Genomic DNA, 24,017 nt, shown 5'->3' with positions numbered 1-24,017 from the left:
ACGCCTCTGACGTCGGCGTTACGCAGCTTCAAGGACCCCGCCTCCACCCTGAAAACAAGGCCGGCACACGACCGGAGCAGCTACTTCTTAGCCCCGCACCGGCCGGATCCCGCCCTTGCCTCCGTCGCGGGGCGACTGCCACGGCGCTGCGCGCGTCTCACGCCTCGGACCACCGCCTCAAGCGGTTCTCAAGCGGGATGCGAGTGACGTGTGCGATGGCCGAGACGTGACGGCCGACCGTCGGCCTGCCGAGGGGCCCTCTCTGCCGGTAGACAGGCCCTGGGGCGGATCGCCTGCCCCGCACCCGCGGCCTGAAAGCCGGTTGACGAAGGAAGGAGGGCCGCAGGAGGGCGACCGGAGCCGCACGGTCACCCGCACCGCCGGCGGGAAGCTGCCACCTGCCGCATGCGAGCCGCGCGCGGTCGGCACGCAGCCGGCGGGCATGTGCGCATATACACGAACAACCGGATGTACAACAGCCCTGCTCAACTGCGCTCATAGAGAGTCCATACCGATGGAATCCCCCGATATCACACCTCGACTTCCCCTCCTCGACGATCACCGGCTGTTCGTTGCAGCCCCCGTGCCGATCACTTGGGATTCGCTCACGACATGGGTGGCACGGACCCATCTGGGGATCAATGGCGGATTTGCGCATCTCGTGGGAACGGAGCCCCGGGCCGTCACCGGCACCGTGCCCGAAAAGGGATCCACATTTCCCGGCTTCGCAGTTACCGAAAGCAGCTCCGGACAGCACCTCGTCCTTACGGGCCGCCACCGCTTCGCGCAGTATGCGCTGGTATTCGTCCTCGGCGGGCACGAGGACGGAACGATGCTCGGTGCGCGTTCCTACGCAGTTTTTCCGGGCATTGCCGGGACGGTTTACCGTCGATTGGTCCTCGGCTCCGGGATCCATCGCATTCTTGTCCGCCGCATGATCCGCGAGATCGGACGGAAGGCGGAGCATCGTCACCGCGGCTGACGCACGCGAGGGCGCGCACGCGCGGGCGCGCAAACGAGGGCGCACACGAGGGGCCGAAGGAGCCCAAGGCGCGAACGAACGAGGGGCCGGTTCGGATTGCTCCGAAGCGGCCCCTCGTTCTACGACTCTTTCGAGTCGGGACGACAGGATTTGAACCTGCGACCCCTTGACCCCCAGTCAAGTGCGCTACCAAGCTGCGCCACGTCCCGATGTGCCTGCGACCTGGGGCTTCCCCCGGCCCTGCGGCACATGCAGAACATTACCCCACGGCGAGGGGTGTTCATGCACCGGTAATCGGCGGCAGGCAGGATGAGGGGGTGGATGCACGGGACAGGGACGAGGAGGGGCGGGCGCGTAGCGCGCGGCCCCGGGACGGGCTGGGGCGGCCGCTGCCCTACGGAGCGCCGGGGGTGGAGCGGCAGCCGGAAGGGGTGGTGCGCTCCCCGCAGGAGACCAGACGCGAGGCGCAGCGGCTGCTGGATGCGGGCATGCCCTTCCATGCGCACGAGGTGTTCGAGGATGCCTGGAAGTCGGGGCCTGAGGAGGCGGCTCCGCTCTGGCGGGCGCTGGCGCAGCTCGCGGTGGGGCTGACGCATGCGGCACGGGGCAATGCCGTCGGCGGGGCGCGGCTGCTGCTGCGGGGGGCCGCGGGGGTCGAGGGCCTGGACGGGGGCCCGTACGGGGTCGACGTGCCGGGCCTGGTCCGCTGGGCCCGGGAGCTGGCCGGGCGGGTGGAGCAGGGCGGCCCGGCCGTCGATGCGGCCCGGGAGGCGCCGCGGCTAGGCGGCGGGCTGCAGTAGGTCCCAGCGGTTGCCGTAGAGGTCCTCGAAGACGGCGACGGAGCCGTACGGCTCGTGGCGCGGGGCTTCCAGGAAGCGGACGCCTTCGGCGGTCATCCGGGCGTGGTCCCGGGCGAAGTCGTCGGTGTGGAGGAAGAAGCCGACGCGGCCCCCGGTCTGGTCGCCGACCCGGGAGCGCTGGGCCTCGTCCTTGGCGCGGGCCAGCAGCAGCGCCGCCTCCCGGGCGCCGGGCGGGCGGACCACGACCCAGCGGGAGCCGTCGGGGCGGGCGGTGTCCTCGGCGAGGTCGAAGCCGAGGGCTCGGGTGTAGAAGTCGATGGCTTCGTCGTAGTCGTGGACGAGGAGGGCGGTCAGGGCGATGTGTGCGGGCATGGCCCCTATTGTGCGCCCAGCAGGACCACGTCCAGGGTGCGGGGGCCGTGGACTCCTTCCACCCGGTCGAGTTCGATGTCGCTGGTCGCCGAGGGGCCGGAGATCCAGGTCAGCGGGCGTGTCGGGTCGAGGCGGGCGAGGGCTTGCGGGACGGAGTCCACCACCTGGTCCGGGACGCGGACCACGCAGACGTGGTGGTCCGGGACCAGGGTGATGCGTCGGCGTCCCTGGTCGGGGCTCGCGTCGAGGACGATCGTGCCGGTTTCGGCGATGGCGAGCGCGCAGCCGGTGACGACGCCGGTGACGCGGTCCAGCTCGGCCGCGGTGGAGGCGGCCCGGTCCTCGATCCGGGCGGGGTGGGCGGCCGGCAGCCAGTGCGCGGGCAGGGCGGGCGGTACGAGGACGCTCTGGTGCCGGGAGAGGAGCCGGGCGAGCAGGGGCGGGAGGCCGTCCTCGCCGGTGCGGTGGACGTGGGCCCGGTATTCGGTGAGGTGGGCGGCGAGCAGGTCGGTGCGCTCGGCGGGGGTGCGGGTGCCGTGGACGCGGAGGTAGTCGCGGGGCACGTCGGGGTCCGGGCCGGAGGCGGCCCGGCGGATGCGGCCCAGGATGCGTTCCCTGCTGCTCACCGGGCGGTCCCCCGTTCGCGGGCCCACCAGTCGCGGAAGGACTCGGCGGGGAGGGCGGGCAGCTCGCGGCTGTCGGTCCAGGCGCGGCCCGGCCCCGGGAGGCGGCGCGGGGTGAGGCGGCGGGCGCGGGCCAGCAGGCGTTCGCCGGCCCGCAGGGTGCCCGGTCGGTCCAGGAGGAGCCGGGCGGCGCGCATCGCGGCCCGTTCGGCGGTGTGGCCGTGTGCGGGGCGGATGTGGACCCGGATGCCTTCGCGGGTCACGGGGCCGCCCTGGACGACGCGTTCGCGCAGGTGGACGAGGATCTCGGGGATGTCGATGGCGACGGGGCAGACCTCGTAGCAGGCTCCGCACAGGGTGGAGGCGTAGGGCAGGGAGGCGTCGATCCTGCTGTCCGTACCGCGGAGTTGGGGGCTGAGGACGGCCCCGATGGGGCCCGGGTACACGGAGCCGTAGGCGTGGCCGCCGGCGCGTTCGTAGACGGGGCACACGTTGAGGCAGGCGGAGCACCGGATGCAGCGCAGTGCCTGGCGGCCGGTCTCGTCGGCGAGGGTGTCGGTGCGGCCGTTGTCGAGGAGGACGAGGTGGAAGGCGGTGGGGCCGTCGCCGTCGGTGGTGCCGGTCCACATCGTGGTGTACGGGTTCATCCGTTCGGCCGTGGAGGAGCGCGGCAGGGTCTGGAGGAAGATCTCCAGGTCGCGGAAGGTGGGGACGACCTTCTCGATGCCGACGACGGAGATCAGGGTCTCGGGCAGGGTCAGGCACATCCGGCCGTTCCCCTCGGACTCGAAGACGACCATCGTGCCCGTCTCGGCGACCATGAAGTTGGCGCCGGACACGGCGACTTTGGCCCGCAGGAACTTCTCGCGCAGGTGCAGGCGGGCGGCCTCGGCCAGTTCCCTCGGGTCGTCGCCCAGGCCGTCCGGGGCGGGTCGCCCCCAATGACCCATCTCGGTACGGAAGATGTCGCGGATCTCGGTCCGGTTGCGGTGGATGGCGGGGACCAGGATGTGGGAGGGGCGGTCGCGGCCGAGCTGGACGATGAGCTCGGCGAGGTCGGTCTCGTACGCGGCGATGCCGGCGGCTTCCAGCGCCTCGTTGAGCCCGATCTCCTGGGTGGCCATGGACTTGACCTTGACGACCTCGCGCTCTCCGGTGGCGCGGACCAGTTCCGTGACGATGCGGTTGGCCTCGTCCGCGTCGGCGGCCCAGTGCACGGTTCCGCCGGCGCCCGTCACCGCCTCCTCCAACTGGAGGAGGTAGCGGTCCAGGTGCCGGAGCGTATGGTCCTTGATCGCCTTTCCGGCGGCCCGGAGCCGGTCCCAGTCCTCCAGTTCGGCCACGGCCCGGGCCCGTTTGTCGCGGATGGTGTGCGTGGCGTGCCGCAGGTTGGCGCGCAGCACCTCGTCCCGTACGGCGTCCCGCGCGGCCGAGGGGAAGGCGGGCATGCCCAGGTGGGTACCGGTCACGACAGCGGTTCCTCCTCGGTCGCGGCCAGGATCTCCGCGAGGTGCACGGTCCGCAGCGGGGCGTCCGCGCGGCGCAGCAGCCCGTCGAGGTGGGCGAGGCAGGAGTTGTCGGCGCCGCACAGCACCTCGGCTCCCGTGGCGCCGGCTCGGCCGGTCTTGTCGGCGCCCATCGCGGCCGACACGTCCGGGTTCTTGACGGCGAACGTGCCGCCGAAGCCGCAGCACTCCTCGGCGCCTGGCAGCTCGACCAGCTCCAAGCCCTTGACGGCGGTGAGCAGTCGGCGCGGCCTGTCTCCCAGGCGCAGGCTCCGCAAGCCGTGGCAGGAGGGGTGGTAGGTGACGGTGTGCGGGAAGTACGCGCCCACGTCGGTCACCCCGAGCACGTCCACCAGGAATTCGGTCAGCTCGTACACGCGCGGCGCGAGGGAGTCGGCCGCCTCGGCCAGTGCGGTGCCGCGCCCCTCCCCCGCCGCCTTGCGGCCGATGCGCGGGTAGTGCTCGCGGATCATCGCGGCGCAGGATGCGGAGGGAGTGACCACGTACTCGTGGCCCGCGAAGGCCTCCGCCGTGCGCCGCACCAGCGGTTCGCTCTCGCGGCGGTAGCCGGTGTTGTACTGCGGCTGGCCGCAGCAGCTCTGGCCCGCCGGGAAGTCCACGCCGACGCCGAGCCGCTCCAGGAGGCGTACGACGGCGATGCCGGTCCGGGGGTGGAGCGCGTCATTGACGCAGGTGACGAACAGGGCGACACGCATGACGGGCAGAATAGCGGGGTGAAGAAGTTCTCAGTGATCGGCATAGGCGCGGGCGACCCGGACCACCTGACCCTCCAGGCGGTCAAGGCGATCGGCGCGGCGGACGCATTCCTCATTCTGGAGAAGGGCGAGGAGAAGGCAGATCTGACCGGGCTGCGGCGCGCGATGCTCGACGCGCACGCCCGCCCCGGGCACCGGCTGGTGGAGGGCAGGGACCCGGACCGGGACCGGACCCCCGCCGACTACACCCCCACCGTGGACGGCTGGCGCAGCGCGCGGGCCGAGCTCTTCGAGCGGTTCATCGCGGAGGATCTCGCGGAGGGTGAGACCGGGGCGTTCCTGGTGTGGGGCGACCCCTCGCTCTACGACTCGACCCTGGCGATCCTCGACGAGGTGCTGGAGCGCGGCCGTGTGGCCTTCGAGCACGAGGTCGTGCCCGGCATCAGCAGCATCTCGGCGCTGCTGGCGCGCCACCGCACCCCGTTGAACCGGGTGGGCCGCCCGGTGCAGATCACCACCGGGCGGCGGCTCGCCGAGGGCTGGCCCGCGGACGTGGACGACGTGGTGGTGATGCTGGACGCCCGGCACGCCTTCACCGCCCATCTGGACCAGGACCTCTTCATCTACTGGGGGGCGTACGTCGGCACGCCGGACGAGATCCTGGTGTCGGGGAAGCTGTCGGAGGTCTCCGGCCGGATCGAGGAACTCCGTACGGAGGCCCGGGCCCGCAAGGGCTGGATCATGGACACGTACCTGCTTCGGCGCGGCTGACGTACCGGGAGGGGCGGTCCAGCGGGGCCGCGGGGTCAGGCGAGGAAGCCGGGGAGGGCGGCGGCGAACCGTTCGTACTCCTCGGGCCGGTTGTAGATCTGCCCGCAGACCCGGATGCCGCCGCCGCCCGGGCGGGCCCAGACCAGGACCCGGGTGCGCAGCTTCGCCGCGATCTCCTCGCGCAGGGCCGCGGCGGCGTCCTGGGTCTCGGCGGTCCCGGGCGGCAGCAGCAGGGAGCGCATGGGCAGCCCTTCGGTGTGCGGCAGGGCGGTGAGTCCGGGGATCCGCGCGAGGAGCTCCGCCCCGTAGGCGGCGAGGGCGGCATTGTGGGCGCGGACCCGGTCGCCGCCGAGGCTGTCGATGAAGGCGAGCCCTTCGGGGGCGGCCAGCCAGCCGGTGTAGTCGACGGTGGCCCGGTACTCGACGGCGAGGGGGAAGCCGCGGTCCTCGTGCCAGGAGGGCGAGAGGGCGCGGACCGCGGCCCGGTGGGCGGGGGCCACGGCCAGGACGGCGCTGCCGGAGGGGGCGTACCCCCACTTGTGGAGGTTCCCGAACCAGAAGTCGGCGCCCTCCGCGACCGGCCGGGCCAGCGTGCCGGGGGTGTGGGCGCCGTCCACGACGGTGGTGACGCCCCGGGCGGCGAGGTCCGCGAGGAGCCGGGGGCTCGCGATGAGGCGGGCGGTGGGCGAGCTGACGTGGTCGAGCAGTGCGACCCGGGTACGGGGGGTCAGCGCGGCCAGCACGGTCTCGCGTACGGCGTCCTCGTCGGGCAGCAGCGGATCCAGGGCCACGGTGGTGACGCGGGCACGGCGGGCGGCGGCTGCGACGACCGTGCCGTAGCCGTGGTCGGTGACGAGGATTTCGTCGCCCGGGGCGAGGGGGATGGCGTCGAGGGCCAGGTGGGCGCCCTCGGTGGCGTTGGAGATGAAGGAGATGCCCGCGGGGTCTGCTCCGAGCCGGGAGGCGATGCGGCCCCGGGCGTGGTCCAGCCGGTCGGGCATCGTGTTGAAGAAGGCATCGGGGTCCGCGTGGGCCTCGGTGCGCAGGGCGTGCTGCGCCTCCTGCACCGGGACCGGCACCGCCCCGTACGAGCCGTGGTTGAGGTGGGCCGTCTCCGGGTCCAGCCGGAAGAGGCCGGGGCCGCCGGGGAAGGCGGACGGGGTGGCGTGCTCGGTCACGGATGCCTCCGGGTCGTGGGGTGCGGCGCTCTCGGTCGCTCGGCGCTCTCCTCTCGGATGATGCAGGGGCGCGGGGCCGGACGCGAAGGCCAATTCCGCCGTCGTGGCCTGCGGACCCTGCCGGGGGCCGTACCCGGGGCCGTACCCGGGGCCGGCCGTGGGCCGGGCGGGCCGTGGACCGGGCCGGGCGGGACCGGGCCGGGCGGGACCGGGCCGGGCGGGAACGGGCCGTCCTACGGGGTGTCCCGTCCGCTCGTTGCGGCCTGGTACTGGAGGTCCTGGATCTCGACCGTCGGGTCGACCGGCTGCGGCAGCTCCACCTCTGCCCTGGCCTTCCCCTCGCGGACGAGCCGGGCGGAGCTGCTGCCCGCCTTCAGCGGCAGCAGCTCGGCATGGACCCCGGCGGGCGCACGGTGGGAGGCCTTCACGGGGCCGACGGCGGTACGGACGTCTCCCGGAGCGACGAGGAAGCTGAGCACCTCCACCGTGTCGCGGGGCGCGGCGCTGCCCTTGCGCAGGGACATCAGCAACGACTGGTCCCCCGTCGGGTCGGCCGAGGCGAACTGGGTGCGCGCGGTGAGGTACAGCGTGTCCCGGACGATCTTGGGCCAGCTGCCCGTCTTGAACCGCGTCAGGTAGAACGAGGTCAGGTCCAGGTAGGCGTGGCCGTTGTGCAGGGAGGGTGCGAACTGGCTGCCCTCGGAGTAGTCGTTCCAGGTGGTGAGCTGCACCCAGTCCGCGCCGTCGTCGATGGCGCGGGTCCAGGTGGCGCGCAGGGTGGCGGTGTTGCCGGCCTCGTCGTAGATGCCCTGGTTGGGCCGCGCGTCCTGGACCGACACGGGCTGCATCCAGATCTTGCCCAGGCCGTGGGCCCGCTTGACGTCGCGCGTGGAGCCTTCCTGGCCCACGTAGCTGCGGCTGCCCCACTCGGAGAAGCCGTGGCTGATCGGGGCGAAGTCCGCGCTGTTGCCGTCGAAGTCGAGGAAGAGCGGGACGAACGCGGTCCGGATGCCGTGCCGGGACTCCAGGATGTCCATCACCGAGGTCCACCAGGCCACGCTCTTCTCCTCCGCCTTGAAGGGGGACACGACGAGCCGGCCGTCGGGGAGCCGGTGGGCGGCGGGGGTCTTGCCGAGGGCGGCCACGGCGTCGGCGAGGACGCCGGGGTCGTCGGTCTTCAGGGAGGTCATGTCGGGCATCAGCATGACCTTGAAGGCGGGATCCACCGACCGGGCCGCCTCCATCAGGAGGTGGGACCGCTCCCAGTTCTTGCCGGAGAGGGAGAGCATGTCGAGGGTGAACCCGTCGATGCCGGCCGCGCGGGCGGTGCGCACCTCCTGCTGGAGGTTGGCCAGTTCCCAGGAGCCGTTCTTGGGCGTGACGGGCAGCGGCCGGTCGCGCAGCAGGCCGCCGTACCTCTCGTGCTTGCCGCTCTCGCCGTCCGGTTTCAGGTAGTTGCGGGTGTAGTAGTCGCTGTCCGCGCTCGCGTTGTCGAGGGACAGCGGGTACGGGGTGAAGTAGTGGGCGAACACGAGCTTGCGGCCCGCGTCGCCGGAGCGCAGCGCGGCGGGTTGGGGCAGGTCGAAGGGCAGTGCTCCGGTGGGGCGTCCGGCCGGAGCCGCGTCGGCCGCGCCGGCGTCGTTCCCGGTGTCCGTGCCCGCGGTGGGCGCGGGGCTCTGCTCGGGCTGCGGGACGGCCGGGACGGTGGCTTCGGGGGTGGTGTCGGGCAGCGGGCCGACGGGCCAGGGCGCACCGGTGTCCGTGGCGGCGGTGCCCTGGACGGAGGCGCCGCCGAAGGGGTCCCAGGCGACTCCGGTGGCCGCGCACACGCCGACGAGGAGGAAGACCGAGAGCAGGGTCGCGAGCAGGGGGCGGCGACCGCGGAAGCCCGGTCTGCGGCGGTGCGATAACGGGCGGTCCGCCCGCGCACCCCTGCGGCCGGCTGCGCTCCGCCCCGTCCGCCGGTCCGCGTGCCGCTCGGCCCGCCGCTGCGCTCGCCGGTCCGCTGTCATCTGGTCCCTCCCCGGAATATGCCCCGAGTGGGGGCTGCACAGCAGTAGAGCCCATTACCGGCGGTCGGACAACCGTTCCCCGGGGGCCGGGGCCGGACACGTACGTCACGGGGACCACAGGGACTACGCCGCCCGCCCCGCCCGGCCCCGGTGCCCGAGCCCCCGCCCGGCCCGGGCGCGGGCCGGCGCCTCGGCCGTGAGCTGGCCGGTGTCCGTCCGGCGCCGCTGCCCGGCGCGCCGCGACCACCCGTCTACGGGAACTCGACCAGGCGGCTTCGGTTCCGGACCGCAACGGGGTCCGAGAGCCGGGTGTGCGCACCGGTTGCGACAGCAGCCCGCGCCGCCCGGGCCCGCGCCCCCGTCACACCCATGCCCCCGCGCTCGCGCCCGACCAGGGACTTTTCGTGGCTCCCGGCGGCCGCGCCGAACGAACTGCACGGAACCGCTGACGGAATACGCCATTCCCCTGGCCTCGCAGCCCAGGTGGCGCATAATCGTCGTCACGCGGCCTGAAGGAGCCCGGTCGTCGCGCGTGGTCACGTATGCAATGGGGGGCATCGTGCCGATGGGGGATGCGGGAGCGACGGGGTCGCTGCCCACGACGTCCGACGAGCTGTCCCGGCTGCTCACCACCGTCCGGCGGGGGCGGGTGCTGACCGTCACGGGCGGCTTACCCGAGCCGCGGAGCCTGCTGGTGCGGGAGATCGCCCGGCGGATCTCGTCCAACTTCTACGACGGGGCGGCCGTGGTCGCCATGGATCCCCTGCACGGGCTCTACGGGGTTCGTGAACTGACGGCGCAGCTGGGCTCCGTACCGGGTATGCCCCCGCCGCCGTGCGGGACGGCGAACGACGCGGCCTCCCGGCTGGCCGAACGCGACATGCTGCTCGTCCTGGACGGCATCGAGCAGCTTGCCCCCGACGCCCGGGCCTGGTTGCGCAGACTGCTCTCCGTCGCCCCCGGCCTGCGCATCCTGGCGGCGGGCCGGTCCCCGCTGGCCTTCGAGCAGGAGCGGGTCCACCGGCTCTGACGCGGCGCACCTCCCCCGCGCATCAGCGGCGGCGGGGCGCGGACACGGGTCCGCCCCGGCCGGGCGGGTGCCTGGCCGGGGCGGGACGTGCGCAGTGACGCCGGTCGGCGCGTGACGCCGGGTCGGCGCCGTGACGCGGGTCAGCCCAGGGTCGCGATCGCCTGGTTGAAGGTCGCGGACGGGCGCATGACCGCCGCGGCCTTGGCGGCGTCGGGCTGGAAGTAACCGCCGATGTCGGCCGGGGAGCCCTGGACCGCGGCCAGCTCGGCGACGATCTTCTGCTCGGACTCGGCGAGCGTCTTGGCCAGCGGGTCGAAAGCAGCCGCCAGCTTCGGGTCGTCGGTCTGGCGCGACAGCTCCTGCGCCCAGTACAGGGCGAGGAAGAAGTGGCTGCCGCGGTTGTCGATGCCGCCGAGCTTGCGGCTGGGCGACTTGTCCTCGTTGAGGAAGGTGCCGGTGGCGCGGTCCAGGGTGTCGGCCAGCACCTGGGCGCTGGCGTTGCCGGTGGTGACCGCGAGGTGCTCGAAGGAGACGGCCAGCGCGAGGAACTCACCGAGCGAGTCCCAGCGCAGGTAGTTCTCCTTGACGAGCTGCTGCACGTGCTTGGGGGCGGAGCCGCCGGCGCCCGTCTCGAAGAGGCCGCCGCCGTTCATCAGCGGGACCACCGAGAGCATCTTGGCGCTGGTGCCCAGCTCCAGGATGGGGAAGAGGTCGGTCAGGTAGTCGCGCAGCACGTTGCCGGTCACCGAGATGGTGTCCTCGCCGCGGCGGATGCGCGCCAGGGAGTAGGCGGTGGCCTCGACCGGGGAGAGGATCTTGATGGTCAGGCCGTCGGTGTCGTGCTCGGCGAGGTACGTCGTGACCTTGGCGATGAGCTGCGCGTCGTGCGCGCGGTCCTCGTCGAGCCAGAAGACGGCCGGGACGCCGGTGGCGCGGGCGCGGGTGACGGCGAGCTTGACCCAGTCCTGGATCGGGGCGTCCTTGGTCTGGCAGGCGCGGAAGATGTCGCCGGCGGCGACCTCCTGCTCCAGGACCGTGGCGCCCGAGGCGTCGACGAGGCGGACGGTGCCCGCGGCGGCGATCTCGAAGGTCTTGTCGTGGCTGCCGTACTCCTCGGCCTTCTGCGCCATGAGGCCGACGTTCGGCACCGAGCCCATGGTGGAGGGGTCGAAGGCGCCGTGCTCACGGCAGTCGTCGATGACGGCCTGGTAGACACCGGCGTAGCTGCTGTCCGGGAGGACGGCGAGGGTGTCGGCCTCGGCACCGTCGGGGCCCCACATGTGGCCGGAGGTGCGGATCATGGCCGGCATGGAGGCGTCGACGATGACGTCGGACGGGACGTGCAGGTTGGTGATGCCCTTGTCGGAGTCGACCATCGCGAGGGCGGGGCCCTCGGCGATCTCGGCGTCGATCGAGGCCTTGATCGCGTCGCCGTCGGGCAGGGCGCCGAGGCCGTTGAGGATGGCGCCGAGGCCGTCGTTGGGCGACAGGCCGGCGGCGGCGAGGGTCTGGCCGTAGCGGGCGAAGGTCTTCGGGAGGAAGGCGCGGACCACGTGACCGAAGACGATGGGGTCGGAGACCTTCATCATCGTGGCCTTGAGGTGCACGGAGAACAGGACGTTCTCGGCCTTGGCGCGCTCGATCTGGTCGTTGAGGAAGGTGCGCAGCGCGTCGACGTGCAGGACGGACGCGTCCACGACCTCACCGGCGAGGACGGGTACCGACTCCCGCAGGACGGTGGTGGCGCCGTCGGCGGCGACGTGCTCGATGCGGAGCGTGCCGGCCTCGGCGATCACCGTGGACTTCTCGGTGGAGCGGAAGTCGTTCTCGCCCATGGTGGCGACGTTCGTCTTCGACTCGGAGCTCCAGGCGCCCATGCGGTGCGGGTGCGCCTTGGCGTAGTTCTTGACCGAGGCGGGGGCGCGGCGGTCGGAGTTGCCCTCGCGCAGGACCGGGTTGACGGCGCTGCCCTTGACCTTGTCGTAGCGGGCGCGGACCTCGCGCTCCTCGTCGGTCTTCGGGTCGTCCGGGTAGTCGGGCAGGGCGTAGCCCTGGCCCTGGAGCTCGGCGACCGCGGCCTTGAGCTGCGGGATGGAGGCCGAGATGTTCGGAAGCTTGATGATGTTGGCTTCCGGGGTCTTCGCCAGTTCGCCCAGCTCGGCGAGGGCGTCGGCGATCCGCTGGCTCTCCTCGAGGTGCTCGGGGAAGCTGGCGATGATCCGACCGGCCAGGGAGATGTCACGGGTCTCGACATTCACACCGGCCGTCGACGCGTAGGCCTGGATCACAGGCAGGAACGAATACGTCGCGAGGGCCGGGGCCTCGTCAGTGTGCGTGTAGATGATGGTCGAGTCAGTCACCGGATGCTCCGCTCCACAGTCTGCGTCTCTCGTCTGCAACATTGCTCGACATCAAGATATCTCGTGATCGGGCCGGTCTGGACAGCCCCCTGCCACAAGCCGGGCGAGACGCACGTCACCCGCGCAGCTGCCGGAACGGCGAAAACGCCGCCGCCGACGGATCGCGTCGGCGGCGGCGCCAGGAGGTGCGCGGATGGTTCGGCCCGTACGGAGGGCACGGGCGGGCGTGCGGGTGGTTCGGTGGTACGGGCGGGCGGGTGCCCGTCAGGCGTGGACGGCCTTGGGGCTGGGGCCGTACTCGTTCGCCTGGGGCTGGCCCTCGGTGGCGAACAGGACGATCAGCCAGATGCCGCCGATCAAGGGGATCAGGCCGATGAGGTACCACCAGCCGGACTTGCCGAGGTCGTGCAGACGGCGCACGGCGAGGGCGATGGAGGGGACGAGGGTGGCCAGGGCGTAGATCCAGTAGAGGATCAGGCCCGCGCCGAGCAGAGTGTCGACGAGCAGGACGACGGCGGCTACGGCGATGTTGCACAGGACGAACATCCAGAGTTCCTGGCGGCGCGCGCGGCCGGAGAACTCGGCGTACTTCTTCAGGACGTCGGTGTAATAGTGCATGTGCATCCCCCCAGAGGACAGTGCGTGGGCCCTTCCTGCTGGAGCAGGCCGGGGCGCAGAATTTATGCCCCCTTTACAGCACGGTCAAGCCACTTCGCAGGATCACAAATCAGCCGCGCCCGGGGGTAGTTGGGGGGGCGACCCGGAGCGTGAGGAGGGGTTCCCGCCCCGGGCCGCGGCGCTCGGCTCACCCGATGTGGAAGGAGTCTCCGTAGACCTTCCAGTCGAGCGGGGTGTTCAGGTTCAGGTTGCCCTTCTTGAGGAAGACCCGCTGCGCGGTGTCGACGCGGCTGGTGTCGCTGTGCGCCTCCTCCTGCTTCATGGCCCAGACCCGGGCGTCGAGGTAGGCGTTGAGGTAGGCGGCCTCGCTGCCCCCCTGGGACGGGGGCTTGGCCTTGGACAGGGCGCGCTTGCGGATGTTGCGGAAGCTGGTGGGGTCGGTGCCGTCGCCGTGCATGACGATGGCGTCGTAGTAGATGAACTGGCCGAGCACGCCGAGCCCGTCGGACTTGGCCTGCTTCACGGCCGGGTCGAAGTAGACCCGGTCGCGCTCGTGGTCCTGCGCCTTCCTGAACTCCGCGTCCTGGGCGGCCTTCGCCCAGTCCTTGGTGAAGTTCGGGTCGAGGCCCGCGTGGGAGTCGCTGCCGTCGACCTGGCGCAGGGCGGGCAGGTACCGGGCGAGCACGTTGCCGGGCTTGGCCCGGGTGTAGTGCTCGACCAGGTCGAGCATGTCGCCGGTGCCGGAGCAGAAGCCGATGATGCCGGCCGTGTAGCCCCGCCCGTCGTCTATGTCCTCGATGTACTTGTACTGGGCCTTCCAGTCCAGCGAGGAGTTCTCCGCGCTGGAGACGAGCTGCATGGCGATCTCCTTCTTCGCCGGATCGTCGAGCCCGACGGCCGCCGCGGCGACGGCTGCCGACTGCGCCCGTACGGGAGCGGAGCCGGCGTCCTCGGCGGTGGCGTGGGCGGTGGCCGGTACGGCGAGGAGGGCGCTGCCGAGCAGGGCGCCGATCGCGATCTTGGTGCGGTGAGGGGCGAACACAAGGCCTCCGTGGGGGAGTTGAGGCTGTCCCGGTCGTTAGGAAACTTTATTATCAGATGTTCCCGAGACTCAAGCCCCTTGGATCCCCCGATTCCCCGGCCCGCTCCGCCGCCGCCGTCTCCCGCCGTCCCCCGCCGTGGTCTCCCCGACCCCACTCCCGTCCCGGTCAGAGCCAGCCGTTGCGGCGGAAGCCCCGGTGGATGACGAAGCAGGCGACGGCCATGACACCGACCACGAACGGATAGCCGTAGGTCCAGTGCAGCTCCGGCATGCTCTCGAAGTTCATCCCGTAGATCCCGCACACCATGGTCGGCACTGCGACGATCGCCGCCCACGCCGTGATCTTCCGCATGTCCTCGTTCTGCGCGACGGTCACCTGGGCCAGGTGTGCCTGGAGGACCGAGTCGAGCAGGTTGTCGTAGGCGCCGATCTGCTCGGTGGCCCGGGTCAGGTGGTCGGCCACGTCCCGGAAGTACGCCCGGCACTCCGGCGGGATGACCGGTATCGGCTGCGTGGCGAGCTGCTGGAGCGGGCGGTCCAGCGGGGCCACCGCCCGGCGCAGTTCCAGGAGTTCACGCTTGAGCTGGTAGATCCGCCCGGCGTCGCCCCGGCTGCCGTGCTCGGAGAAGACCGCGGTCTCCACCGCGTCCATGTCGTTCTGCACCGCGTCCGTGACCGCGGCGTAGTCGTCGACCACGTGGTCGGCCATGGCGTGGAGAACCGCCGCGGGGCCGGCCGCCAGTTGATCCGGGTGGGCTTCCAGCGCCTCACGGACGGGGCCGAGGCTGCCGCGGCCGCCGTGCCGGATGGTGATGACGAAGTCGTTGCCGGTGAAGGCCATCAGCTCGCCGGTCTCCACCACCTCACTGGTGGCGGTCAGTTCCTCGTGCTCGACGTAGCGCACGGTCTTGAAGACCGAGAACAGTATGTCGTCGTAGCGCTCCACCTTGGGCCGCTGGTGCGCGTGCACGGCGTCCTCGACGGCGAGGGGGTGCAGCCCGAAGAGCTCGGCGAGTCCCGCCAGCTCCTCCTGCGAGGGCTCGTGCAGGCCGATCCAGACGAAGCCGCTCCCGCTCTTGCGGACCCGGCGCAGCGCCTCCTCGGCCTCCCCGCACCCGTCCTGGCGCACGCCGTTCTGGTACACGACGCAGTTGACCACCGCGCTGCCGAGCGGGGAACGCGCCGGGTGGCTCAGGTCGACGGCACGGCGGTAGCTGCGGCGCACGGCCCGGCGCAGGTTGCTGAACATGGACAACGGCTTGCTCCCCTTCGGCGGATCAGCGGCAAGTCTGCCACCGCCGCGGACCCGCTCCCTCCGGGGCCCGCCACCGGCGCCGCGACGGGGCGCCCGCCCCGCGGGGCCGGCGCCGGGTTCCCCCTCCGCGCGGGAGCCTCAGGTCCGGTCGATGAACACGCTGGTCGACTTCACCCGGGCGGTGGCGCGCGCACCCACCTCCAGGCCGAGCTCCTCCACCGCCTCCCGGGTCAGCAGCGACACGATCCGGTGCGGCCCCGCCTGGATCTCCACCTGCGCGTCGACCGTCCCGAGCTTCACCCCGGTGACGATGCCGGGGAAGGCGTTGCGCGCCGAGGTGTACGGGGCCTGCTCGCCGTCCCCGGCCTCCTGGGCGGCCTCGACGCAGAACGCGGCCAGGTCAGGCCCCGCCACCATGCGCCGGGCTCCGTCCCGTCGGGTGGGGAAGCGCTCCGCGTCCGCCCAGCGCCGCGCCGTGTCGACGCTGACCCCGAGCAGCCGCGCCGCCTGGCCGATCGTGTAGGACTCCATGGCCGCAGCCTAGTGCGGGCCGGCCAGCGCAGGGCGGCGCGGGCCGGCTCAGCGCAGGGCGGCGCAGGGCGGCGCGGGCAGGCTCAGCGCAGGGCGCGGGCCGCCGCCGCGGCGATCACGTCCGCCACCGCCGACAGCACGGGCGAGTCCAGCTTCCACTGCTGCCAGTACAGCGGGACGTCCATCGGCCGCGCCGGCGTCAGCAGGACCAGCGCGCCGGTCCGCAGCAGCGGATCCGCCTGGGGCTCGGGCACCAGCCCCCAGCCCAGCCCGGCAACCACCGCGTCGCGGAAGCCCTCCGAGGTCGGCATGGAGTGCCGCACCGCCCCCGCGGCCGCCGCGGGGTCCGCGGCCAGCGTCCGGACGAAGGCGTCCTGGAGGTCGTCCTTGCGGTCGAACACGATGGTCGGGGCCTCCCGCAGGTCCCGCTCAAGCTCCCCCGCCAGGTGGCGGGCGGCAAAGCCGGGAGCCGCCACGGGCAGGTACCGGGCCAGCCCCAGCCGCCGTACGGAGCACCCCGCGACAGGATCGGGCGAGGAGGTCACCGCCGCCATCACCTGGCCCTCGCGCAGCAGCGCCGTGGTGTGCGACTCGTCCTCGCGGTGCAGCTCGAAGCAGACCGGCGGGTCCTGCGGTACCGCGGACAGTGCCGGCAGGAACCAGGTGGAGAGGGAGTCCGCATTCACCGCGATCGGCAGCCGCACGGGGCCGGCCCCGTCGGCCATGCCGAGCTCGGCGCGCGCGTCGCGTTCCAACCGGGCCAGCTGCCGGGCGAAACGCACCACCACCTGTCCGGACTCGGTGGCCCGCACCGGCTTCGAGCGCATCAGCAGCACGCGCCCGGTCCGCTGCTCCAGGGCCTTGACCCGTTGGCTGACGGCCGACGGCGTCACGTGCAGGGCGGCCGCCGCGGCATCGAAGGTGCCCTCGTCGACCACCGCCAGCAGGGTCCGTACCTGGTCCAGGGGAAGCTCGTCCATCACAAGTGCTAACGGTACGTAAAAATCTTTAGCTGTACTGAAGGGGAGATGCTGCCTAGCGTCGACGTCATGACACACGGCATCATCACGGCGGCCCTCGCCGGCTTCGGCACCGGCCTCTCCCTCATCGTCGCCATCGGCGCTCAGAACGCCTTCGTCCTGCGCCAGGGCGCACGCCGCCACGCGGTCCTCGCCGTCGTCGCCATCTGCGCCGTCTCCGACGCCCTGCTCATCGCACTGGGCGTCGCGGGAGTGGGCGCGTTCGTCACCGCCTGGCCGGCCGCGCTCACCGTCGTGGGGATCGCCGGCGGCGGATTCCTGATCTGCTACGGGATCCTCGCGGCCCGCCGCGTGCTGCGGCCCGTCCCCGGCGCCGCCCTCACCGTCCAGGGCGCCGCCGCACCGGGATCGGGCCGCCGCGCCGTGCTGACCTGCCTGGCCATGACCTGGCTCAACCCGCACGTCTACCTGGACACCGTCCTCCTGCTCGGCTCGCTCGCCGCCGACCGGGGCGACCTGCGGTGGGCCTTCGGCATCGGGGCGGGCCTGGCCAGCCTGACCTGGTTCAGCACCCTGGGCTACGGGGCCCGGCTGCTCAGCGGTCTCCTCGCCCGGCCGTCCGCCTGGCGGGTCCTGGACGGCCTGGTGGCCGCCACCATGGTCACCATGGGCGGGCTGCTGCTGGCCCGCGCCTGAGCCGGCCCCGCGGGGGCGCCGGGTCAGACCACGGCGGGCGGCAGGCCGAGCGCGGCGACCAGGGCGGCGTTGACGGTCTCCGGCTCCTCCAGGTAGCCGAGGTGGCCGCAGCCGTCGATGACCTCGAAGGTGGCCCCCGGGACCGCGGCGGCGATCTCCCGCCCCCGGACGGGCGGGGCCAGCATGTCGTCGGCGAAGGCGATGACATGGGTGGGCGCCCGGATGGCCCGGTACGCGGCCAGCCGGTCCGGCATCGGGTACAACCGGCGCTGCGCCCGTACGGTCGCCCGCGCCGGCTCGGAGAGTTCGAAGAGGTCGAGCCAGTCCGTGGCCCGCGTGTCGTCGGTGAGGACCTGCCGTGACAGTTGCTGGAGCGCCTGCACCACTGCCCGGTAGCGGGCGGGGAGTTCGATGCCGAGCTCGTCCAGTTCCTGTTCGGCGAGGACCATCGCCGTGCTGAGCGCGTCACTGCGGCCGCGCGCCGCCATGAGGACGAGCCGCCGCACCAGTTCCGGGCGGGTGAGCGCCAGTTCCGCGGCGACGCGCGCCCCCAGGGAGGTGCCGGCGACCGCGCACGGGCCGATGCCGAGGTGCTCGATCAGCGCGGCCACGTCGCCCGCCATGTCGGCGACGGTGAATCCGGCGCCGCCGGAGCCGTCCTGGGCGACGCCTCGGTTGTCCAGGGTGACGACCCGGTGGCCTGCGGCCACCAGCGCGGGCACCTGGTGCAGGTGCCACACGCTTCCGGAGCCGCCCGATCCCATGACGAGCACCACCGGGGCGCCGGTCCCGGTGTCCTGGTAGTCCAGTCGGAACCCCTCGTTGAACAGGACGGGCATGAGCACTCCTTTGAGGCGCGCACAGGTGCGCGCCTGCACCCGGCGGCCGGCGGTCCGGGTGGAAGCGGCACCGTCCATTGCACCAAGCCCCCCGAAGGGACCGACGGCCGGGTCCGGCGCGTGACCGCCGAGCGGAGCCGCCGGCTCCCCTCCCCCCTCAGCCCACGGCGGGCGGCTCCCCCGCCCAGCAGGCTTCGAGGAACCAGGACCCGCCGGTCCGGCACCGGTCGACGGGAAAAGCCCCCCGCCGGACGGTGCGGCCACAGCAGTCGCAGAGCAGTACGGCGCGGGCGCCCGCGTCTTCGAGCACCCGAACCGCTTCCTCGGCCGCTGCGCACCGTCCGGACCATTCGACCTCCACGGGGGCGCCGGCCAGCAGGAGCCTGCTGTTCCAGAGGCTGAGCCCCGTGACGGTCCGCACCGCCCGGACTGCTTCCCTCGTCCGGTCCCCTGCTTCCGTCAGCAGCACACGGAACCCCGGCTCTTCCATCACGCCCTCCTTGACAGGCGGCCTCGGGGCCTAGCCCCAGCGTCCCGCCGGGGGTGCTTCGCGTTGGTGCGGGACCGGGGCGGGCTGCGGCGGCTGCGCCTGGTCCGGGTGGAGCGAAACGGTGCGGGTGGGGGCCGGAATCGAGATGCCCTCCGCCCGGAAGCGCTGGTGGAGGCGCTTGATGAACTCGTGCTTGATCCGGTACTGGTCGCTGAACTCGCCCACGCCCAGGATCACCGTGAAGTTGATGCGGGAGTCGGCGAACGTGTGGAAGCGGACCAGGGCCTCGTGCTCCGGTACCGCGCCGGCCACATCGGCCATCACCGCGTCGACCACGTCGAGCGTCACCCGCTCCACCTGCTCCAGGTCGCTCTCGTAGCCCACACCCGCCTGCACCAGGATCGAGAACTGGCGTTCCGGCTGGGTGTAGTTGGTCATGTTGGTGCGCGCCAGGCGCCCGTTGGGGATGATCACGAGGTTGTTCGACAGGTTGCGCACCACGGTGTTGCGCCAGTTGATGTCGACCACGTAGCCCTCCTCACCCCCGCTGAGCCGGATGTAGTCGCCGGGCTGCACCGTCTTCGAGGCGAGGATGTGCACGCCCGCGAAGAGGTTGGCGAGGGTGTCCTGAAGGGCGAGGGCGACCGCCAGTCCGCCCACGCCCAGGGCGGTGAGCAGGGGGGCGATGGACACGCCCATCGTCTCCAGTGCGACGAGGACGCCCATCATGAAGACCACGACCCTGGTGATGTTCACGAAGATCGTCGCAGACCCCGCCACGCCCGTCCGGGACTGCGCCAGGGACTGGACGAGGCCTCCGACCACGCGGGCCGCGGTCACCGTGGCGATCAGGATCAGCAGGGCGGTCAGCGAGCGGTTCACGACGCCCGCGACCCGGTCGGTGAGCGGCAGCGCCGAACCCGCCACCGCGGCCCCCGCGATGACGGCCGCCCACGGGACGATCGTGCGCAGTGCCTCGACGATGACGTCGTCCCCGCTCCACTGCGTCCGGCGGGCGTGCTTGCCCAGCCAGCGCAGCACGGCTCGCAGCAGGAGCCCCGCCACGGCGCCCGCGGCCAACGCCACGGCGGCCACCACCCAGTCGTGCAGGACGAGGTCCCGGTTCACCGGACCCCCTCCGCGATGTGCCGGGCGGACTGCCGTATGTGTTGTGTCGTCACATTGCCACCTGTCAGGTCGTGCGGGGACGGGCCGCGTTCATGCGTGTGAGCACGCATCCGGAACGGGCTGCCATCCTGCCCCATGGGCACCGGCACGCCCCAGCCGCCCGCCCCGGACCCGGTCCGCACCGGCAGGACCGCCGGGACGGGAGACAGGGATGCGGAGGGCAGGGCAAGGAAGGAGGAGGGCGGGGCAAGGGGGCGAGGACCCGCCCGGTTCGACGGGGGATGCAAACCTGGCGGGAGTTCTCAACTCGCGCTGCCCAGTTTACTGTAGGCCACAGCTACTTTGGTCAGCCAGGCCACCTCTGCTGGGAAATTTCCCGAATCGCGGTGTCCGAGGTCCTCGGCGTCCTCGCCGTCGCGGGGCGCCGTGCCGGTCCGCTTGGCGCGCAGGGCCTGCCCGATCTGCGCCGCCTCGGTGAACGCCTGGCGGGACTCCTCCGCCACGGCCCGGTCGAGGGCCACGGGGCCGGGCGTGATGTACGGGCGCAGGTCCCGCCAGCCGTCCCGGATCTCGATGACCCGCCGGTGGAGGCGGTAGTCGAGGTCGCCCATCCGGGTGCCGGGCGGTTCGAGGGCGATGTCCGGGGAGGACTCGTACAGGTCGCGCCAGAGCGGGTAGAGCGCCCGGTAGGAGCGGTAGGCCCGGTACCAGGCGAGGAACCGGCTGGCCGCGGGTCCCCAGGCGGGCATGGTCAGGCTGAGGGACAGGGAGATGATGCCCAGCACGTTGAGGACGGAGGCGACGGCCTCCTTCCCCGGCCCGATGTCGGTCCCCGCGGCGAGAGTGAGGACGTTCACCGTCCTGACCAGGCTGTAGAGCAGCAGGATCCCCGCCGCCGCGGACATCAGGCGCAGGGCCTGGCGGACCGAGGCGTGGCCGGTCATCCGGGCGTAGGGGCCGCACTGTCGGAAGAGGGTGATGCAGGGGACCGCCTGGGAGGCGATGAAGGCGAGCAGGTACACGAGCAGCAGCGGGTCACCGTTGCCGTCGAAGTCCAGCGGCTCCCGGCCCGGACCGTCGGCCAGGAAGAAGAGGGCTGTCAGGGTCGCGTCGAGCACGAGGCCGAGGACCACCCAGAACCGCCGCTTGCGCGCCGCTTCCGCGCCGGCCTGAGCCCACTGCAGCAGGATGACCTGCGCGCTGATGCAGAAGGCGACCGCCGCCAGGTGCATCAGGAGGATGGCCAGGTTCCCGATCCCCAGCAGGTCGGCGTGCCGCATGGCGACGGCGCCCAGGGTGAAGGTCAGGCACTGGAACACCAGGGTGGTGACCAGCGTGCGGTAGGCGAGGTCGTGCCAGCTGCGCCGCCCCTGGTACAGCCGGTAGCCGAGCGCTGCGTACGACGACGACGCCGCGAGGAGGAAGCAGAGGGTTCTGATGGTGTTCACGGGCTTTCCTGCAGGTGCTGCGGCCGCGCGGCGGAGGGGTCCGGCCGGCGTTCTCGGTCGGGAGGACGGGGGCGAGGGCGAAACGGTCCACGCGGAACCGTACCCGCCGCCGCCTCCCTACCGCCGCCCCCCTGCGTACCCGCCGCCCCCTCCGGGCAGGGCCCCCGCCCGCGGTGTCCTGGGGAGCCGGGCACGGTGCCGGACCGCCGCCGGGCGGCGGCCGACCGGCGGCGGCACAGCGGCCGACGGCCCCCGCAGACCTCCCGCAGACCTCCCGCACGAACGACCGAGGGGCCGTTTCAGATGTCTCTGAAACGGCCCCTGATCTGCGACTCTTTCGAGTCGGGACGACAGGATTTGAACCTGCGACCCCTTGACCCCCAGTCAAGTGCGCTACCAAGCTGCGCCACGTCCCGATGCCCGTTGACCTGGGGTTTCCCCTGGTTGAACGCGCAGGAGAACAATACCGCACTTCCCGGGGTGGTCGCGCGCACCTCCCGGTTCCCGCTCTCCGCCCGGCCGTGTCCCGTACGGCGGCCGCCCGGATCCGGGCCGGACCCGGAGCCGGGCCTGGTCGTCGTGGCCGGGCCGCGGGAGAGCCGGGCCCGGGGCCGGGTCCGGCCCCGGCGCCGTCACCGGGTCCGCCGGTCCTCCCGCTCGTGGAGCAGTGCCACCAACTCCGCCGCCAGGCCCTTGACGGCCGCCACCCCCTCCGTCCCCCACCGGCGCGGCACCACGTCCACCGCGCACACCGTGCCGAGGACCACGCCCTGCCGGTCGGTCAGCGGTGCGCCCGCGTACGACCGTACGCCGCTCTCGTCGACCACCACGTTGCCCGCGAACCGCGCGAAGTCCCGGACGTCCTCCAGTACCAGCGCTCTGCGCCGCACCACCACGTGCGGGCAGTAGCCGTGGTCCCGCGGCAGGACCCGTGCCGGGTAGCCGCTCGCCGGGGCCTGCGCGCGGTGGTGCAGGCCCGCGAAGAACTGCCGCTCCTCACCGATGAAGTTGACCCCGGCGTACGGCGTCTCCAGGGTGTCGCAGACGTGCCGGGCGAAGGCGTCCAGTTCGGTGTCCGTCCGCTCCCCCAGGCCCAGCTCGCGCAGCCGCAGGACCCGGCCGGGTGCTTCCCGGTCCACCGGTGTCAGCAGCAGGTGTCCGGTCGATTCGTAGTACGTCATGGCGGTTCCCCCGACTCCGAGAGCGATGAGCTGGCTGTCGACCTGCACAGCAGGTGGCGGACGAGGGCGGCCAGCGCCCCCGTCCCGGAGCTCGTCAGGCGCGCGTCGCACCGTACGACCGGTACGTCCGGTCCGAGCCCCACCGCCTCGCGCACCTCGTGGGGTGCGTAGCGGTGGCCGTCGTCGAACTCGTTGACGGCGACGATGAAGGCGATCCCGCGCCGTTCGAAGAAGTCGACGGCCGGGAAGCAGTCGGCGAGGCGGCGGGTGTCGGCGAGCACCACCGCCCCGAGGGCGCCCGCGCACAGCTCCTCCCACAGGAACCAGAAGCGCTCCTGCCCGGGCGTGCCGAAGAGGTAGAGCACGTGCCTCCCGTCCAGGGTGATCCGGCCGAAGTCCAGTGCCACGGTCGTCGTGGTCTTGCGGGCGACGCCGTCCAGCGGGTCCGCGGCCTCGCCGATCCCGCTCAGCAGTTCCTCGGTGCTGAGCGGTGCGATCTCGCTGACCGCCCCCACGAAGGTGGTCTTGCCCGCCCCGAAACCGCCCGCGACCAGGACCTTCAGCGTGACCGGGGCGGCGGCCGCCGGGGGCGCCGGCTGCCGCCGGGCCGCCGGCGCCCCGGTGTCACAGTCGTCTGCGCAGGCCATCGAGCACCGCCAAGAGCAGGTTCTGGTCGTCGAGGGCGAAGGACGTGCCGCTCGGGTAGCGGGGCGCCTGCACCATGACCGCGCCGTGGTCCATCAGGTCGGCGAGCAGCACCTTCACCACGGCCGCCGGGAGCCGCAGCTGCCCCGCCACCTCGGCGACGGTGACCGCCGCGGTGCCCGCGCACAGCCTCAGCACGAGGGCGTGCTCCGCGCCGAGCGGTCCGCGCGGCCGCACCCCGGTCGCGGTGACCAGGGAGAGCAGGTCGAGGACGACCCCTGCCCGGGTCCGCCCTCCGCTGGCCGTGTACGGGCGCATGACCCGGCCCGCCGAGGCGTCCAGCCACGGCGTGTCCCGGCCCCTCATCGCTCCGGGTCGGCGGCCGGCCGCCGGGGCGGCGCCGCCAGATAGGGGCGGACGCTCTTGACCAGCATCGCCATCTCGTACCCGAGCACTCCGGCGTCGGCCTCCCGGTCGGCGAGGACCGCCAGGCAGGTCCCGGAGCCCGCCGCCGAGACGAAGACCAGCGCACTGTCGAGCTCGACCACCACCTGCCGGACCTCGGCCCCTTCGGCGAACCGGGAGCCGGCGCTGCGGCCCAGTGAGTACAAGCCGGCGGCCAGGGCCGCCATGTGGTCCGCGCTGTCGGGGTCCAGTCCGTGCACGCAGGTCACCAACCCGTCCGCGGTGAGCAGGACGGCGCTGCGCGTGTAGGGCACGCGTTGCACCAGGCCGCTGAGCAGCCAGTCGAGGTCCGAGAGCCGGGTGCCGGTCTTCGTCGCCGTTTCGCCGCCCATGAGGGTGTGCTCCTTGCC

25 protein-coding genes and 2 tRNA genes are annotated in these 24,017 nt (G+C 72.7%); 5 read left to right on the top strand and 22 right to left on the bottom strand.

Annotated elements, in window-relative coordinates:
* Positions 1 to 514: 514 nt before the first annotated feature.
* Positions 515 to 982: a hypothetical protein gene (locus tag ACLJTM_RS17630; protein ID WP_411104556.1), complete on the top strand. Its 468-nt coding sequence runs from the start codon at positions 515 to 517 to the stop codon at positions 980 to 982.
* 135 nt (positions 983 to 1,117) lie between these two features.
* Here ACLJTM_RS17630 and ACLJTM_RS17625 read toward each other — a convergent pair.
* Positions 1,118 to 1,191, bottom strand: a tRNA-Pro gene (locus tag ACLJTM_RS17625).
* 108 nt (positions 1,192 to 1,299) lie between these two features.
* On the opposite strand from ACLJTM_RS17625, the gene ACLJTM_RS17620 reads away from it, so the two are divergent.
* On the top strand, positions 1,300 to 1,782 hold the full coding sequence (locus ACLJTM_RS17620) for a DUF309 domain-containing protein (protein WP_411104555.1): 483 nt from the start codon (positions 1,300 to 1,302) through the stop codon (positions 1,780 to 1,782).
* Here ACLJTM_RS17620 and ACLJTM_RS17615 read toward each other — a convergent pair.
* The 4 genes from ACLJTM_RS17615 to ACLJTM_RS17600 are packed head-to-tail and all read right to left on the bottom strand — an operon-like array spanning position 1,762 to position 4,998.
* Positions 1,762 to 2,154 (bottom strand): VOC family protein, encoded by a 393-nt coding sequence (locus ACLJTM_RS17615; protein ID WP_411104554.1) that lies wholly within the window; start codon positions 2,152 to 2,154, stop codon positions 1,762 to 1,764. The genes ACLJTM_RS17620 and ACLJTM_RS17615 overlap by 21 nt on opposite strands.
* Before the next feature lie 5 nt (positions 2,155 to 2,159).
* Entirely contained in the window at positions 2,160 to 2,780 is a 621-nt protein-coding gene (locus tag ACLJTM_RS17610; RefSeq protein WP_411104553.1) for a LutC/YkgG family protein, read from the bottom strand.
* Positions 2,777 to 4,246, bottom strand: a complete 1,470-nt coding sequence (locus ACLJTM_RS17605; RefSeq protein WP_411104552.1) for a lactate utilization protein B — start codon at positions 4,244 to 4,246, stop codon at positions 2,777 to 2,779. Before ACLJTM_RS17605 ends, ACLJTM_RS17610 begins: the two co-directional genes overlap by 4 nt.
* Complete coding sequence (locus ACLJTM_RS17600; RefSeq protein WP_411104551.1) at positions 4,243 to 4,998, bottom strand: (Fe-S)-binding protein; 756 nt, start codon at positions 4,996 to 4,998, stop codon at positions 4,243 to 4,245. The genes ACLJTM_RS17605 and ACLJTM_RS17600 overlap by 4 nt, the downstream gene beginning before the upstream one ends.
* Positions 4,999 to 5,016: 18 nt before the next feature.
* Between ACLJTM_RS17600 and cobF the strand changes: the two genes are divergently transcribed.
* Positions 5,017 to 5,769, top strand: a complete 753-nt coding sequence (gene cobF / locus ACLJTM_RS17595; RefSeq protein WP_411104550.1) for a precorrin-6A synthase (deacetylating) — start codon at positions 5,017 to 5,019, stop codon at positions 5,767 to 5,769.
* 35 nt (positions 5,770 to 5,804) lie between these two features.
* Here cobF and ACLJTM_RS17590 read toward each other — a convergent pair whose 3' ends face one another.
* Complete coding sequence (locus tag ACLJTM_RS17590) at positions 5,805 to 6,947, bottom strand: aminotransferase class V-fold PLP-dependent enzyme (RefSeq protein WP_411104549.1); 1,143 nt, start codon at positions 6,945 to 6,947, stop codon at positions 5,805 to 5,807.
* A gap of 233 nt (positions 6,948 to 7,180) precedes the next feature.
* Positions 7,181 to 8,959, bottom strand: a complete 1,779-nt coding sequence (locus tag ACLJTM_RS17585) for a glycoside hydrolase family 71 protein (protein ID WP_411104548.1) — start codon at positions 8,957 to 8,959, stop codon at positions 7,181 to 7,183.
* A 532-nt stretch (positions 8,960 to 9,491) separates the two neighbouring features.
* On the opposite strand from ACLJTM_RS17585, the gene ACLJTM_RS17580 reads away from it, so the two are divergent.
* Positions 9,492 to 9,989, top strand: a complete 498-nt coding sequence (locus tag ACLJTM_RS17580; RefSeq protein ID WP_411104547.1) for a hypothetical protein — start codon at positions 9,492 to 9,494, stop codon at positions 9,987 to 9,989.
* 140 nt (positions 9,990 to 10,129) lie between these two features.
* Here the strand turns inward: ACLJTM_RS17580 and ACLJTM_RS17575 are convergent, their stop codons facing one another.
* The 6 genes from ACLJTM_RS17575 to ACLJTM_RS17550 all read right to left on the bottom strand — a co-directional run bounded on the left by ACLJTM_RS17575 (position 10,130) and on the right by ACLJTM_RS17550 (position 16,775).
* Positions 10,130 to 12,349: an NADP-dependent isocitrate dehydrogenase gene (locus ACLJTM_RS17575; RefSeq protein ID WP_411104546.1), complete on the bottom strand. Its 2,220-nt coding sequence runs from the start codon at positions 12,347 to 12,349 to the stop codon at positions 10,130 to 10,132.
* Between the two features lie 264 nt (positions 12,350 to 12,613).
* The gene (locus tag ACLJTM_RS17570) at positions 12,614 to 12,967 is read right to left on the bottom strand and encodes a DUF805 domain-containing protein (RefSeq protein ID WP_411104778.1); all 354 of its coding nucleotides are present in this window, start codon (positions 12,965 to 12,967) and stop codon (positions 12,614 to 12,616) included.
* A 187-nt stretch (positions 12,968 to 13,154) separates the two neighbouring features.
* Positions 13,155 to 14,009: a chitosanase gene (locus ACLJTM_RS17565; RefSeq protein WP_411104545.1), complete on the bottom strand. Its 855-nt coding sequence runs from the start codon at positions 14,007 to 14,009 to the stop codon at positions 13,155 to 13,157.
* A gap of 166 nt (positions 14,010 to 14,175) precedes the next feature.
* Positions 14,176 to 15,258 (bottom strand): magnesium/cobalt transporter CorA, encoded by a 1,083-nt coding sequence (gene corA / locus ACLJTM_RS17560; protein WP_411104777.1) that lies wholly within the window; start codon positions 15,256 to 15,258, stop codon positions 14,176 to 14,178.
* Positions 15,259 to 15,402: 144 nt separating this feature from the next.
* Entirely contained in the window at positions 15,403 to 15,795 is a 393-nt protein-coding gene (locus ACLJTM_RS17555; protein ID WP_411104544.1) for a TOBE domain-containing protein, read from the bottom strand.
* A gap of 83 nt (positions 15,796 to 15,878) precedes the next feature.
* Positions 15,879 to 16,775 carry a LysR family transcriptional regulator ArgP gene (locus tag ACLJTM_RS17550; RefSeq protein ID WP_411104543.1) on the bottom strand — a complete coding sequence of 299 codons (897 nt, stop codon included), beginning with the start codon at positions 16,773 to 16,775 and terminating at the stop codon, positions 15,879 to 15,881.
* Positions 16,776 to 16,844: 69 nt separating this feature from the next.
* Between ACLJTM_RS17550 and ACLJTM_RS17545 the strand changes: the two genes are divergently transcribed.
* Positions 16,845 to 17,471: a LysE/ArgO family amino acid transporter gene (locus ACLJTM_RS17545; RefSeq protein ID WP_411104542.1), complete on the top strand. Its 627-nt coding sequence runs from the start codon at positions 16,845 to 16,847 to the stop codon at positions 17,469 to 17,471.
* 23 nt (positions 17,472 to 17,494) lie between these two features.
* Here ACLJTM_RS17545 and ACLJTM_RS17540 read toward each other — a convergent pair whose 3' ends face one another.
* The 9 genes from ACLJTM_RS17540 to ACLJTM_RS17500 form a co-directional block, all read right to left on the bottom strand.
* Entirely contained in the window at positions 17,495 to 18,310 is an 816-nt protein-coding gene (locus tag ACLJTM_RS17540) for an alpha/beta fold hydrolase (protein ID WP_411104541.1), read from the bottom strand.
* A gap of 157 nt (positions 18,311 to 18,467) precedes the next feature.
* Complete coding sequence (locus ACLJTM_RS17535; RefSeq protein WP_411104540.1) at positions 18,468 to 18,800, bottom strand: ribosomal protein L7/L12; 333 nt, start codon at positions 18,798 to 18,800, stop codon at positions 18,468 to 18,470.
* Positions 18,801 to 18,830: 30 nt separating this feature from the next.
* Positions 18,831 to 19,928 (bottom strand): mechanosensitive ion channel family protein, encoded by a 1,098-nt coding sequence (locus ACLJTM_RS17530; RefSeq protein ID WP_411104539.1) that lies wholly within the window; start codon positions 19,926 to 19,928, stop codon positions 18,831 to 18,833.
* A gap of 302 nt (positions 19,929 to 20,230) precedes the next feature.
* Entirely contained in the window at positions 20,231 to 21,376 is a 1,146-nt protein-coding gene (locus ACLJTM_RS17525; RefSeq protein WP_411104538.1) for an MAB_1171c family putative transporter, read from the bottom strand.
* A gap of 342 nt (positions 21,377 to 21,718) precedes the next feature.
* Positions 21,719 to 21,792: transfer RNA gene (locus ACLJTM_RS17520), tRNA-Pro, on the bottom strand.
* Between the two features lie 216 nt (positions 21,793 to 22,008).
* Positions 22,009 to 22,557: a GAF domain-containing protein gene (locus tag ACLJTM_RS17515; protein WP_411104537.1), complete on the bottom strand. Its 549-nt coding sequence runs from the start codon at positions 22,555 to 22,557 to the stop codon at positions 22,009 to 22,011.
* Entirely contained in the window at positions 22,554 to 23,204 is a 651-nt protein-coding gene (locus tag ACLJTM_RS17510; protein WP_411104536.1) for a GTP-binding protein, read from the bottom strand. The genes ACLJTM_RS17515 and ACLJTM_RS17510 overlap by 4 nt, the downstream gene beginning before the upstream one ends.
* Positions 23,182 to 23,568 (bottom strand): DUF742 domain-containing protein, encoded by a 387-nt coding sequence (locus ACLJTM_RS17505; RefSeq protein WP_411104535.1) that lies wholly within the window; start codon positions 23,566 to 23,568, stop codon positions 23,182 to 23,184. The genes ACLJTM_RS17510 and ACLJTM_RS17505 overlap by 23 nt, the downstream gene beginning before the upstream one ends.
* Positions 23,565 to 23,999 (bottom strand): roadblock/LC7 domain-containing protein, encoded by a 435-nt coding sequence (locus ACLJTM_RS17500; protein WP_411104776.1) that lies wholly within the window; start codon positions 23,997 to 23,999, stop codon positions 23,565 to 23,567. The genes ACLJTM_RS17505 and ACLJTM_RS17500 overlap by 4 nt, the downstream gene beginning before the upstream one ends.
* Positions 24,000 to 24,017: the final 18 nt, after the last annotated feature.

Origin of the sequence: Streptomyces sp. cmx-4-9, assembly GCF_046548835.1 — a bacterium.
In the GTDB taxonomy this organism is placed as follows: Bacteria; Actinomycetota; Actinomycetes; order Streptomycetales; family Streptomycetaceae; genus Streptomyces.
The sequence above is the reverse complement of the archived record's forward strand: the minus strand, read 5'-3'. Positions and strand labels throughout refer to the sequence as shown.

Coding starts and splice junctions, on each gene's coding strand:
- ACLJTM_RS17630 (WP_411104556.1), top strand. CDS start 515: ATGGAATCCCCCGATATCACACCTCGACTTCCCCTCCTCGACGATCAC.
- ACLJTM_RS17615 (WP_411104554.1), bottom strand. CDS start 2,154: ATGCCCGCACACATCGCCCTGACCGCCCTCCTCGTCCACGACTACGAC.
- ACLJTM_RS17600 (WP_411104551.1), bottom strand. CDS start 4,998: ATGCGTGTCGCCCTGTTCGTCACCTGCGTCAATGACGCGCTCCACCCC.
- ACLJTM_RS17585 (WP_411104548.1), bottom strand. CDS start 8,959: ATGACAGCGGACCGGCGAGCGCAGCGGCGGGCCGAGCGGCACGCGGAC.
- ACLJTM_RS17570 (WP_411104778.1), bottom strand. CDS start 12,967: ATGCACTATTACACCGACGTCCTGAAGAAGTACGCCGAGTTCTCCGGC.
- corA (WP_411104777.1), bottom strand. CDS start 15,258: ATGTTCAGCAACCTGCGCCGGGCCGTGCGCCGCAGCTACCGCCGTGCC.
- ACLJTM_RS17555 (WP_411104544.1), bottom strand. CDS start 15,795: ATGGAGTCCTACACGATCGGCCAGGCGGCGCGGCTGCTCGGGGTCAGC.
- ACLJTM_RS17550 (WP_411104543.1), bottom strand. CDS start 16,775: ATGGACGAGCTTCCCCTGGACCAGGTACGGACCCTGCTGGCGGTGGTC.
- ACLJTM_RS17545 (WP_411104542.1), top strand. CDS start 16,845: ATGACACACGGCATCATCACGGCGGCCCTCGCCGGCTTCGGCACCGGC.
- ACLJTM_RS17540 (WP_411104541.1), bottom strand. CDS start 18,310: ATGCCCGTCCTGTTCAACGAGGGGTTCCGACTGGACTACCAGGACACC.
- ACLJTM_RS17535 (WP_411104540.1), bottom strand. CDS start 18,800: ATGGAAGAGCCGGGGTTCCGTGTGCTGCTGACGGAAGCAGGGGACCGG.
- ACLJTM_RS17515 (WP_411104537.1), bottom strand. CDS start 22,557: ATGACGTACTACGAATCGACCGGACACCTGCTGCTGACACCGGTGGAC.
- ACLJTM_RS17510 (WP_411104536.1), bottom strand. CDS start 23,204: ATGGCCTGCGCAGACGACTGTGACACCGGGGCGCCGGCGGCCCGGCGG.
- ACLJTM_RS17505 (WP_411104535.1), bottom strand. CDS start 23,568: ATGAGGGGCCGGGACACGCCGTGGCTGGACGCCTCGGCGGGCCGGGTC.
- ACLJTM_RS17500 (WP_411104776.1), bottom strand. CDS start 23,999: ATGGGCGGCGAAACGGCGACGAAGACCGGCACCCGGCTCTCGGACCTC.